The organism is Galbibacter kalidii (assembly GCF_026241135.1).
In the GTDB taxonomy this organism is placed as follows: domain Bacteria; phylum Bacteroidota; class Bacteroidia; order Flavobacteriales; family Flavobacteriaceae; genus Galbibacter.
Genome location: NZ_JAPFGA010000005.1, coordinates 145,999 through 157,767 on the forward strand (window position 1 = coordinate 145,999; position 11,769 = coordinate 157,767).

The 11,769-nt window shown below is 36.8% G+C and carries 13 protein-coding genes; all 13 read left to right on the forward strand.

The genetic code is table 11. The features are described 5' to 3' along the window. The first annotated feature begins 556 nt into the window (after positions 1-556). Complete coding sequence (locus tag OOZ15_RS07455; protein ID WP_265955463.1) at positions 557-1,654, forward strand: helix-turn-helix domain-containing protein; 1,098 nt, start codon at positions 557-559, stop codon at positions 1,652-1,654. Between the two features lie 590 nt (positions 1,655-2,244). Next, entirely contained in the window at positions 2,245-5,475 is a 3,231-nt protein-coding gene (locus OOZ15_RS07460) for a SusC/RagA family TonB-linked outer membrane protein (RefSeq protein ID WP_265955464.1), read from the forward strand. Between the two features lie 10 nt (positions 5,476-5,485). Next, positions 5,486-6,910 carry a SusD/RagB family nutrient-binding outer membrane lipoprotein gene (locus OOZ15_RS07465; RefSeq protein WP_265955465.1) on the forward strand — a complete coding sequence of 475 codons (1,425 nt, stop codon included), beginning with the start codon at positions 5,486-5,488 and terminating at the stop codon, positions 6,908-6,910. Between the two features lie 144 nt (positions 6,911-7,054). Beyond that, positions 7,055-7,696, forward strand: coding sequence for a peptide-methionine (S)-S-oxide reductase MsrA (gene msrA, locus OOZ15_RS07470; protein WP_265955466.1), 642 nt, complete (start codon positions 7,055-7,057; stop codon positions 7,694-7,696). Positions 7,697-7,820: 124 nt separating this feature from the next. Next, entirely contained in the window at positions 7,821-8,318 is a 498-nt protein-coding gene (locus OOZ15_RS07475; RefSeq protein ID WP_265955467.1) for a DUF1440 domain-containing protein, read from the forward strand. 160 nt (positions 8,319-8,478) lie between these two features. Then, positions 8,479-8,715 (forward strand): methyltransferase type 11, encoded by a 237-nt coding sequence (locus OOZ15_RS07480; protein ID WP_265955468.1) that lies wholly within the window; start codon positions 8,479-8,481, stop codon positions 8,713-8,715. A 114-nt stretch (positions 8,716-8,829) separates the two neighbouring features. Continuing rightward, the gene (locus tag OOZ15_RS07485) at positions 8,830-9,438 is read left to right on the forward strand and encodes a dihydrofolate reductase family protein (protein WP_265955469.1); all 609 of its coding nucleotides are present in this window, start codon (positions 8,830-8,832) and stop codon (positions 9,436-9,438) included. Between the two features lie 49 nt (positions 9,439-9,487). Next, positions 9,488-10,042, forward strand: a complete 555-nt coding sequence (locus tag OOZ15_RS07490; protein WP_265955470.1) for a dihydrofolate reductase family protein — start codon at positions 9,488-9,490, stop codon at positions 10,040-10,042. A gap of 5 nt (positions 10,043-10,047) precedes the next feature. Then, positions 10,048-10,212, forward strand: a complete 165-nt coding sequence (locus OOZ15_RS07495; RefSeq protein ID WP_265955471.1) for a hypothetical protein — start codon at positions 10,048-10,050, stop codon at positions 10,210-10,212. A gap of 18 nt (positions 10,213-10,230) precedes the next feature. Then, positions 10,231-10,752, forward strand: coding sequence for a dihydrofolate reductase family protein (locus OOZ15_RS07500; RefSeq protein WP_265955473.1), 522 nt, complete (start codon positions 10,231-10,233; stop codon positions 10,750-10,752). Position 10,753: 1 nt separating this feature from the next. Beyond that, positions 10,754-11,188: a hypothetical protein gene (locus OOZ15_RS07505; protein WP_265955474.1), complete on the forward strand. Its 435-nt coding sequence runs from the start codon at positions 10,754-10,756 to the stop codon at positions 11,186-11,188. Next, positions 11,185-11,574 carry a VOC family protein gene (locus OOZ15_RS07510; protein ID WP_265955476.1) on the forward strand — a complete coding sequence of 130 codons (390 nt, stop codon included), beginning with the start codon at positions 11,185-11,187 and terminating at the stop codon, positions 11,572-11,574. Before OOZ15_RS07505 ends, OOZ15_RS07510 begins: the two co-directional genes overlap by 4 nt. Positions 11,575-11,612: 38 nt before the next feature. Beyond that, entirely contained in the window at positions 11,613-11,741 is a 129-nt protein-coding gene (locus OOZ15_RS07515) for a nuclear transport factor 2 family protein (protein WP_265955477.1), read from the forward strand. Positions 11,742-11,769: the final 28 nt, after the last annotated feature.

The following is an 11,769-nucleotide window of genomic DNA, read 5'->3' on the forward strand; positions in this document are numbered from 1 at the left end:
AGGATCATATGACAAAAACCCATTTACAATTTCTCTATAAAGAAATAGAAGATGTTATCGGAGAAGAACAGTTTTCCCAAAAAATATAGGCTGTTGGATAATGAAATGTCCATACAAGGCGATAAGAATCGGCGGATGCTTTTTAGTGGAAAAATAAAGCAGATATAAAGATTATTTATCTATGTGATAAAGAAAATAATTCTCGCCATTTTGGAGCAATTACTTCCTTGAACTACATAAAAAGCCTACTCAGTTTATATAAAGTCGTCTCTCGATCAAGGAAATTTATCTTTATGTTATGCGCTTTTGCATTACTTTTCAATGTACAACAATTCAGCTTGTAACTAAAATAGTAGATTACATTTTTAGATTAAGCAACAATAAATAAATGTTACACATTATAGTATGTAACTAATTTAACTAATCACTATGTTTACTTTGCCAAGCCAAACATTTGTAAACCAAAATAAAACAAATTCACTTACTTCTTTATATTGTTAATTTTCAATTACATATGGGTTGTAATTATTAATTTTATAAACATAAAAGTTATAAAATGACTGTTTGGGAAATACTATTATTGTTTTTTTCATTTCAATCGTTAATCTTGGGACTGTTTTTGTTTATCAAAAACAGAGGCTATTCCTATGCCAATAGATTGTTTGCCATTTTCTTGTTTATGTTTGGTTATGGGATCTACTTTGTTATAATGTACTGGTCTGGCTATAGTGATACCATAAAAACAGTCATTGCCTTTACCTTCTATATTCCTTTTGCCTTGTTTGGGCCTATATTTTATTTTTATGTAAGGAATGTTGTCACTAACAGCAGAGTTACCTTAAGGGATATCTATCACTTTATCCCGGCAATCTGTGTATTGGTGTGCTATGGAGGATTTATCTTCCTCCCCATTGAAAAAAAATTAAATCTAAAGCAACACGGTCAAATTGGACAGTACATAATTGACATCCCTTATTTAGGGTACTTTCTTGCCTTTTTGGTCATAGCATACGGTATTTTCACTTATGGAAAATTTGTTAAAACATATGGGGAAGACTTTGATTTGAGGGTATGGCTCAAAACAATTAATATTACCTTCATGTTGTTTGGCTTATCTTTCGTGGTCTATTATATCATCATTTATTTTGGAACAATGATCAAGGAATATGACTATTTCATAGCCTATGCAATGGTATTATTTATCGGTGTAGCGTCTTACTTTTGTATTATTCAGCCTGAAGTTTTTAATGGGAAACCTATAGGTAAGGTTTTACCATTTGTTAAATATGAAACTTCTGGTTTGCCCTTACAGTTTGCCAAAGAATTAAAAAACCAGTTAGAAGAATTGATGAAATCTGAAAAACCCTATTTGGATCACGATCTGCATTTGGACGATTTAGCTTTGATGATGAACATATCAAGGCATCATGCCTCTCAATTGATTAATGAACATTTCAATCAGAACTTTTATGAATTCGTCAACCTATACAGGATTGATGAAGCAAAAACCATGTTGAAAGAGGAAAGGGGGCTCAATGTGGAGGATGTCGCATTTCGATGTGGTTTTAATAACCGCATCTCTTTTTACAGGGCTTTTAAAAAGAATGAAGGTGTGTCCCCTACTAAATTCAGGGAACACAACCAGGCTTCATAACCCCTTGGATTGGGTCATCAATAAATTTTGTTGATCGTTTGTCTTTTTTTGATGCTCCTCTTTTTTATTCATAATAAGCTATAATTCAGAATCCCGTTACTTTCCTCTTTTTCATTAAATCCAGCAAGTTCTAAGTATAGTCAGCAATAGGATTTTATTTATCGACTTACTTTTTTCAATTCATATGCCCTAGGGATTGTAGCCATATAAACCATTTATTTTCATTATCGAAAAATTCTTTGAAACGGAAATGACCCCATTTTATTTCGATCATTTATTCCCCCATCTTGATCCATAAGCTAATTTTTTAAACAAGTCGTTCATTCGGGAGCATTACCTGTATATGTTTCACCTTATGATATGTAACGTTGCATTCTATAAAGCTTAACAACATTGTCTTTATTCTTAGTTTTTTTTGTAACACAATTATGAAAAGAAAGGCAGTTGATGGAATGTATTATTTCATTTAATCAAAAAACAAAAGTTCTTCATACAATTTTGTTCCAAATTATTTGAATTAGCTCTTAATATAAATCCCCTCTGCCTTTCATTTTCAAGGTTCTAATCAAATAATCTAATCTCAAACATTTATGAAAATAAAAATTCATTTAATTTTCATAGCATTGCTGATGTGTGGAATAACATCAAGTTATGCTCAGGAAAAAACAATTTCCGGTAACGTAACAGACGGTGGGGGTGTTCCTTTGCCCGGTGTGAACATTTTGATTAAGGGTACATCAACAGGGACTCAAACTGATTTTGATGGTAATTATACTATTGAAGTAACCCCCGGGGTTATCTTATCGTTCACCTATGTGGGGTTAAAGACCGTTGAACGTACTGTAGGCAATTCCAATGTAATTAATGTACAAATGGAAGAAGATGCCCAGGCCTTGGATGAAGTAGTGGTTACGGCCTTAGGTATTAGCAGGGAAAAGAAAACTTTAGGATATGCAACTCAAGAAGTTGATGGCGAAGCAGTTTCTAAAGTACAAAGCCAGAACTTTGTCAACTCCCTCTCCGGTAAGGTTGCCGGCCTAGATATCAAATCATCAGGTACACTTGGTGGTTCTACCAATGTGGTTATCAGGGGTAATAGTTCTGTTGCCGGAAACAACCAAGCCCTATTTGTTATAGACGGAGTACCAGTTAACAACGACACCCCTAATTCAGGTTCTCAAATGATGGGTAGGGGTGGTTATGACTACGGTAATGCTGCTTCAGATATTAACCCGGATGATATTGAATCCATTAACGTGCTTAAAGGTGCTGCCGCTTCTGCGCTTTATGGTTCAAGGGCAGCCAATGGGGTTATTATGATTACTACTAAAAAAGGTCGCAAGGGTAAAGGTATTGGTGTAACGATTAACTCCAGTCTTATGGTCGGTAGTGCTGATAAGGAAACCCTTCCAGTATACCAAAAAAAATATGGTGCCGGATATGGGCCATTTTATGGTGACTGCGAATGTGAGTATTTCGACGATATGTATGATATTAATGGAGATGGAGTTATCGACCTAACTCCTCGCTATACTGAAGACGCTTCATTTGGTGCAGCTTTTGACCCTAATTTAATGGTTTATCAATGGAATTCACTTTTCCCTGATCTAGATACTTATCAACAAGCAACCCCTTGGGTTGCAGGAGCCAATGACCCAAACTATGTATGGCAAACCTCATCTACAACGGTGAATTCCGTATCTTTTGATGGCGGAACTGAAAAAGGTGCTTTTAGATTGGGTTACACTAATATGATGCAACAAGGTAATCTGCCTAATAGCCAAATTAAAAGAAATTCCATAAATTTTAACGGGTCTCTTGATTTTACTGACATATTGACCGTTTCTACACTGTTCAATTTTACCAAAACTGATGGTAAAGGGCGTTATGGGACAGGTTATGACTCAAACAACGTAATGCAACAATTTAGGCAATGGTGGCAAACCAACATTGACCTTGCAGAACAAAAAAGGACTTACTTCCAAACTGGACTTAATACTACTTGGAACGTTAGTGCCTATGATAATCTTGCGCCCAAATATTCTGATAATCCATATTGGACATTTTATGAAAACTACCAAACCGATACCAGGAACAGATTTTATGGTAATGTAGTATTGGATTATGAATTGACCGATTGGTTATCGGTAATGGGACGTTTTACTTTCGATTCTTATGCTGAATTGCAAGAAGAAAGAACCAATGTGGGAAGTTCTAATATTCCCGGTTATATCAGGAGAAACAGAAATGTCTCTGAGTACAATTACGATTTGATGTTCAACGTCAATAAAGAATTAAATGATAAGCTGGATTTTGCCGGTACGCTTGGTTTTAATTTAAGAAGGAACGATTGGAATACTATTGCAGGGACTACCAGTGATGGTTTATTGCTAGCAAGCGTTTATTCGTTATCCAATAGTGCGGGGCCGGTGATAACTTCTGAATTTGACGCTACCAAAATAGTGGACGGTGCCTATGTTCAGGCTAGCTTGGGCTATGATGACTTTGCATACATAGAGGGTACATACAGAAGGAACAGGTCATCTTCACTCCCTAAACACAACAACACCTATGATTATTGGTCTGTAACCGGGTCGTTGCTTTTCTCTCAGTTTATTGATGCCAATTGGTTATCCTTTGGTAAGTTAAGGGCCAATTACGGTAAAGTAGGTAATGATACTAGCCCTTATAATGTGTTTAACACGTTTGCTATTGTCAACCCTCCTTTTAATGGAGGTCTAGCCAGTAATAATGGCTCTTTAAAAAATCCTGATTTGCTTCCTGAGGAACAAGAAAATTGGGAAGTTGGCCTGGAAATGCAATTTGCTAAACGCCGTTTAGGTTTTGATATTAGCTATTACAATGCACAAAATATCAACCAAATTACAGCAATACCTGTTTCTAATAGTACAGGTTATTCAACCACATTGAAGAATGCAGGTACCATTGAAAACAAGGGATGGGAAGTGCAATTTAATGCCACACCATTGAAGACAGCAGATTTTTCTTGGAACATAAACCTTAACTGGGCCAAGAACGAAAGTTTGGTTGTAGAGTTGTTTAATGGTATCGACAACTTAGTATTGGGTTCTTTCCAAGGAGGTATTTCAATAAATGCGACTCCGGGTCAACCTTATGGAACTATTAGGGGTACAGATTTAGTTTACCATGAAGATAATGGTCAACCCATAGTTGGAACAAATGGATATTACTTGACAACAGTAACCAGTAATGAGGTTATTGGCGATATCAACCCAGATTGGACTGCAGGTGTTTTCAACAGTTTTAAATATAAAAATTTCAATTTTAGTTTTTTGATTGATATTCAAAAAGGCGGCAATTTATTCTCGCTTGATACTTGGTACGGTTATGCTACAGGTCTTTATGACTTTACTGCCGGGACTAATGATCTTGGAAACCCTGTAAGAAACCCGGTAACAGACGGAGCTGATAGTGGTGGTGTAATATTGCCCGGTGTTCAAGAAGACGGGGCACCTAACGATGTAAGAGCCTATGCCGGATGGTATGCAAACCCATGGGGCTATGCAAGAGCAGCCAATAAACAGCATGTTTACGATGCCGGTTTTATAAAACTTAGGGAGGCTAGTTTAACCTATAACTTTGGAGAAAAAGTTCTTGGCAGGACACCATTTACCAATGCATCTTTATCAGTGATAGGTAAAAACCTTTGGATAATCGACAAAGATGTTCCTTACGCTGACCCGGAAGCAGGTTTAGGAGCCGGTAATGTTCAAGGCTACCATTCCGGTACATACCCATCCATCAAAGAAATAGGAGTGAATTTAAAACTACAGTTCTAAAAAAATAATTATGAAAAAAGTATTTATAACCGTTTTTTCGCTAGTCCTATTGTCATCGTGCATGAGTGATGATAAACTTGAGGATTACAATAAAGATCCAAAGAATCCTACTGAAGTTGAAGCAGATTTTTTATTTAACGCAGCTACAAAGAGTTTGGTGGATCAAATGACCAATACAAGTGTAAACCTAAATGTTTACAGATTGTTGGCCCAATACTGGACCGAAACCACATACATTGATGAAGCTAATTATAATTTAACAGAAAGGAATATACCACAAAGTCATTGGTCCGAGTTGTACCGGGATGTGTTGTTGGATTTAGCTACAGCTAAAGAATACGTTATGACCGATCCCGACCTATTAGAAGCTGAAAAAACAGCGAGAATAGCACAAGCCGAAGTATTGTCTATTTATACATGGCAACAATTGGTTGATACATTTGGGAATATTCCATATACTGAAGCTCTTAATGCCGAGGAATTTATATTACCTGCTTATGATGATGCGGCTAGTATTTATACTGATTTATTGGCTCGCATTGATGTTGCCATATCTGATTTGGGCAACGGTAGTGGATTTGGTATTGATAACTTATATCATGGCGATTTGGTCGCTTGGCAAAAATTTGCCATTTCATTAAAATTAAGGTTAGGCATACGTTTGGCCGATGTGGATCCGTCTGTTGCCCAAACAACTGTTGAAAGTGCCTATAGTGCTGGCGTATTTAGTTCAAATGCTGATAATGCTTCGTTTGTTTACCTTGGGACATCCAATCCTAATCCGGTTTGGAGTTCTTTGGTACAATCGGGCCGAAGCGATTTTATTGTTGCCAATACAGTTGTTGATTTTATGAATGACTTAAACGACCCCAGGCGTAGTACTTATTTTGATGATAATTTAGGTGAAGGCATATATGAAGGAGGACCATATGGTGACAACAATGGTTTTTCCAGCTATACGCATATTGGTGATGTTATGCACGATCCAGTAAATCCTACTTGTTTAATGGACTTTGCTGAAGTATCGTTCTACCTCGCTGAAGCCGCAGCCAGAGGATGGTCTGTAGGTGGTACGGCTGAAGAACACTACAACAACGGGATTACTGCATCCTTTGAGTATTGGGGAGTTGCTGATGTCGTCACGTATTTAGCCGACCCTGCTGTTGATTATGCAACCGCTTCAGGTGACTGGAAGGAAAAAATAGGGAATCAATTTTGGCTGGCTATGTACAACCGTGGCTTTGAAGGTTGGACGGTTTGGAGGAAATTTGATACTCCAACATTTAACCTGCCTGTCAATACCGGTAATCCGGTTCCGACAAGATATACGTACCCTGTGAATGAGCAAAACCTAAATAAAGTTAATTGGGAAGCTGCATCTACTGCTATAGGTGGGGATGCACAGACTACGAAACTTTTTTGGGATGTGAACTAAAAGTATAGATGTCAGTGTAGTTAGTCTTTTCATTATAAATTTGGATGAGAATTTTTAGATGAAAAGATAAGGGCAATTTCTAAGAAGTTGCCCTTAAATTGTTTTAAAAGTAATTACATGAACTTATTAACCATCCTTTAAAAAATGAAAGTGTTATTTTATATACCGTTTTTGATTTTAGTTTCATGTAAATCTATAAACATCCCTGTGCAGGATGGTATGGCTAAAGCCTATTTTGCCAGTGGTTGTTTTTGGTGTGTAGAAGCTATTTATGAGAGTGTAATAGGGGTAGAAGAAGTGGTTTCCGGTTTTTCAGGAGGGGCAAAAAGACCTTCAGATAAAAACATAGGGAATCACGCTGAAACCGTAGAAGTAACCTACAACCCTAAAATAGTTAGCTTTTCTGATTTAATAGAGGTTTATTTTAGCTCACAAAATCCAACACAGGTCAATAGCCAAGGACCAGATCTGGGGATAAGGTACCGATCCATTATTTTTTATCAGAATAAAGCTGAAAAAAAGATATCCGAAGTAAAAAAGGCGGAATGGGCCAAAAAACTGAATGTCAAAATTGCAGCTGAAATTGTTATGTTTAAAAAGTTTTGGCCCGCCGATGATTATCATCAGGATTTTGAAGAACGTAACCCTGACCACCCTTATATTCTTCAGGTCTCCAATCCAAGGATGCAACGGTTTAAACAAACCTGCCCCTTGCCCTTATTGATAAAAGATTTTAAAAAATTAGATCATGAGCAAACACGTGACACCCTCCAAACGGACAAGTAATTGTTCTGAAACCTGGGCCTTAAATCAAAGAATTTGTTTGGATGAAAAGTGGCTAGCTGAAAAATCAGAACTGTGGTAACACAAACATTTTGTTTGTTATGTGATTTTATGTAAAGTCACTTAGATGAAAATCATTATGAATCAAACCAATTGGATCAAAACAGAAAATAAAAAACTGCCTTTAAAAAAGCTGGGAATTACCGCATTGGTGGTCGGTACTGCTGATATTATGGCCGCCATTTTTAACTTTTTGATACAAGGGGGAGAACATATTTCAGGGATTTTTAGGTTTATAGCTAGTGGGGTCTTTGGCCAGGCTGCATTTGAAAGAGGGAGTCCCATGATTTTTATGGGGGGACTTTTTCATTATTTGATAGCTTTTTTATGGACGGCACTGTTCTTTTATTTTTATCCTAAATTAAAGCTACGCAAAGTCAATGTCTATTTCATAGGGAGTGTCTATGGCGTGATTGTATGGAGCATTATGAACCTTATTGTTCTTCCGCTGAGTAATACCCCTGAACTCAGTAACACCTATACTCAAGATATTATTGGCATGGTTATCTTGATATTATGTGTAGGATTTCCTGTTTCATTAATGTATAAAAAATATACGGGGTAAAAACAGTATTAAGTAATTCTGAACCAGTTATACATGTTGTATAATGATGCATTTGGAATTTGTTGAATATTAAAATATTCTTAAAATAAGTTGCAATTTATAAATTGTAACCGATAAAAATACACGGCTCTTAATTTTGTTTAAAACAAAATAAGGGTATTTGATCTTATATATGATAGAGGTTTTTAGCACTAACATCAGTACAGAAAAACAGGCAGATAAGCTTTTGGATCAACTCCAAAAAAGACATCCCGCCTATCACATCAATTTTGATCTGGAGGATTGTGACAGCATCCTTCGTGTGGAAAGCTACAATGGTCAAATAGACGTCAGGGCGGTTTTAAAAACCGTAAAGAATTTGGGTTTGTCGGCGACGGTATTACCGGATAAAACTTAGGATTATTTTATGGCATTATACTATTCATTATCATAAATTAAATACAACAAAATAAAATATTATTTCAAATGGTGAAGGAGCAAACTAAAGGAATTAATCATTAACAAAAAAATAATGAAAAAAATAATTGTTTCCATACACAGCTCCTTTAACGGAGTGGTGACCGGACCAGCCGATGACCCAACCAATTTTATGACCTGGGCGCAAACTGGTATTGAAGATTATAAAGAGTTTTCTAAAAACTTTGACACCGTTGACACTATTATGCTTGGCCGTGGCACATATGAAGACTTGTCCAAGAAGTGGCCTTTTGCAAAAGATTGGCCAAACGTAACTGAGGAGAACCTGCACCTGGCAAACATCATTAACAATATGCCAAAGATCATCGTTGCCGGCGAGCACAAAATCAATAATCCAAAATGGGGCGAATTTGAAACGCCTAGACAGCTAACGGGCCATGATATTGAAGCCCAGATTAAAGCACTGAAAGAGCAAGAAGGTGGGGACATTATTACATTTGGCAGTCCCAAGCTCGTACAATCTCTGACCAATGCGAACTTGGTGGATGAGTACCGTATCCTTGTTCACCCCGTTATCGTCGGTGAAGGTGGATACTTGTTTAATAACATTGTTGGCCATAAAGACCTTAAGCTGTTAAGCACCCAAACGTTAGAACATGGTGCAATGCTTGTGTGTTATGGGCTCGTCAAGTCCGGGGTTTAACCATTTTATATACCATAAACATTATTAATCATTAAATAAACAGAATATTATGAGAAAACTAATCATGTGGAACATCATCACGCTTGACGGTTGTTTTGAGGGGGGCAAAAACTGGGATTTATCCTTTCACGAAGCCATTTGGGGAGAAGAACTTAAGAAGTTGAGTATTGAACAATTAAAATCAGCCGACTTTCTTGTTTTTGGACGAGTGACCTATGAAGGCATGGCTGCTCACTGGAAAACAGCAGAAGGTGAAATTGCCGGACTCATGAATAAAATTCCAAAACTCGTTTTTTCCCGAACATTGAAATCGGTTGACTGGAACAATGCCACCTTGGTAAAAGGAAATACATCTGCTGAAATTTTAAAATTAAAAGCCCAAGGTGATGGGGATATCTTTGTATTTGGCAGTGCCAACCTTTCCGAGACATTTGTTAACGACCATCTTTTTGATGAGTACAGGATTGGGATAGCTTCTATTATTTTGGGCAATGGAAGACCTTTATTTCGAAAAGGAATGCCTTCAAGCAAATTGACTCTTGTTTCTACCCAACAACTCTCAAGTGGTGGGGCTATTTTAAAATATACAACAGAAAAACCATAAAAATAATGGGACAACTGATCTTGATCATACACACTTCAATGGATGGCTTTGTAGCCGGGAAAGACGGGTCGTTTGACCACTTTGATCAAAGTCCCGAAAACTTTGAGTTAGTAAGTACGAGGCAACTTTCAAAAGAAGAAATGACCCTTAATTATAGGATAAGTCACTAAACAACGGGAGTGAAAATTATGAGAATAAGTATCTATATCGCAATTTCAGCAAACGGATTGATTTCAAATTCAAGAAACGTACCCGATTGGCTGTCTCCTGAATACGGTCAGGGTTTTGTATCCATTTGTCAAAAAATGAGAGCAGTAATTATGGGCAAAACAACCTATAACATTCTTACTCCAGACCATTTGCCACTTCAAAAGGAAGGAACAACAGTAGTGCTAACAACAGACGAACAAGCGAAATCTGATAATCCCACCGTGGTTTTTACAAAAAGCAAAGCCACTGAAATAACTGAAATGCTTGAGAAGAAAGGTCACACTGAAGCCGTAATTATTGGAGGTGCAATGGCAATGAGTGAGTTCATAAATGTCGGATTGGTAGATGATATCTATTTTGTAATGGAACCTGTGCTTTTCGGAAGTGGTTTGCCAATGTTAAAAGATGTTGAACATGAATCAAAACTCAATCTACAAAGTGTAACGAAATTAAATGAGAACACTGTTCAACTGCACTATGAAATAAAAAAACAATCTTGAAATGGAAAAGCAATCAAGTTTAGTAAAAGAGTTAGCCCAACTCAATCCATTAATTGGCAAATGGACAATCAAAGGGAGCTTTAAAAACAATCCGGACAAACATGTTGAAGGTTGGGAGGTTTACAAAGTGATAGATGAAGGATCTACCCTTTTATGCGAATGGGAAACTATTACCATTTGGCCAAAAGATAAAGATGTGTACAAAAACTCAATGGACATTGTTTACGATAAAGAAGAAGCGAAAATAATTGGCAGTGGTGAATGGGTGTTCAGTTTCAATAAAGGCGTTTTAATCATCGAGAACAGGAACATGCGATTTACAGGAACAATCAATGCATCGAACGATACAATCACAGGCAAATGGGAAGTTAAAGATAAATCGGGCAAATGGAATTATTGGTATGATAAAACATTAACCAAAATAGTAACAGTATGAGTAATATCAAATTTACAGGCGGAATCAACATTGCCGTCAAAATTCCAAAATCCAAATACGAGAAGACGGTTTCCTTCTACAAGGATATTTTAAAGTTAGAAGTAACAGAAAAACCAATTGACAATCCAACGGTATCGAGAACGCACGAAGTGAAATTTGGGAATAATACTGTTTGGCTTGACTGCGTAGACAATTATACCCACTCGGAAACCTGGCTAGAAATAAAGACACCCGATGTCGAAAAAGCGACTGAGTATTTAAGAAACAACGGCATAGAAACCTGCGATGAATTGGAAAAAATACCGAATGAAAACCATTGGATAATGGATCCGTCCGGCACGGTATTCATTATTGGAAAAGAAAGCTCCGAATACTCGTTGGGCTAAACACAAAATTTTTATATAACAATTAAACATTGAATTTAATGAAAAACGGTATCGAATTAAAAACGTTAAAAAACGCAGAGCTTCTTTTACGCCTGACCATGGGTTTTCAAAAGATTGAAGGTCACTGGTGGATTAGTCATGAACACCATTCCTATCCTATAAAATAATTCATCAGATCAACCAACCTGTTATGCA

Excerpts from the sequence above, each read along its gene's own strand:
- OOZ15_RS07455 (WP_265955463.1), top strand. The coding sequence starts at position 557 with ATGACTGTTTGGGAAATACTATTATTGTTTTTTTCATTTCAATCGTTA.
- OOZ15_RS07460 (WP_265955464.1), top strand. The coding sequence starts at position 2,245 with ATGAAAATAAAAATTCATTTAATTTTCATAGCATTGCTGATGTGTGGA.
- OOZ15_RS07465 (WP_265955465.1), top strand. The coding sequence starts at position 5,486 with ATGAAAAAAGTATTTATAACCGTTTTTTCGCTAGTCCTATTGTCATCG.
- msrA (WP_265955466.1), top strand. The coding sequence starts at position 7,055 with ATGAAAGTGTTATTTTATATACCGTTTTTGATTTTAGTTTCATGTAAA.
- OOZ15_RS07475 (WP_265955467.1), top strand. The coding sequence starts at position 7,821 with ATGAAAATCATTATGAATCAAACCAATTGGATCAAAACAGAAAATAAA.
- OOZ15_RS07485 (WP_265955469.1), top strand. The coding sequence starts at position 8,830 with ATGAAAAAAATAATTGTTTCCATACACAGCTCCTTTAACGGAGTGGTG.
- OOZ15_RS07490 (WP_265955470.1), top strand. The coding sequence starts at position 9,488 with ATGAGAAAACTAATCATGTGGAACATCATCACGCTTGACGGTTGTTTT.
- OOZ15_RS07495 (WP_265955471.1), top strand. The coding sequence starts at position 10,048 with ATGGGACAACTGATCTTGATCATACACACTTCAATGGATGGCTTTGTA.
- OOZ15_RS07500 (WP_265955473.1), top strand. The coding sequence starts at position 10,231 with ATGAGAATAAGTATCTATATCGCAATTTCAGCAAACGGATTGATTTCA.
- OOZ15_RS07505 (WP_265955474.1), top strand. The coding sequence starts at position 10,754 with ATGGAAAAGCAATCAAGTTTAGTAAAAGAGTTAGCCCAACTCAATCCA.
- OOZ15_RS07510 (WP_265955476.1), top strand. The coding sequence starts at position 11,185 with ATGAGTAATATCAAATTTACAGGCGGAATCAACATTGCCGTCAAAATT.
- OOZ15_RS07515 (WP_265955477.1), top strand. The coding sequence starts at position 11,613 with ATGAAAAACGGTATCGAATTAAAAACGTTAAAAAACGCAGAGCTTCTT.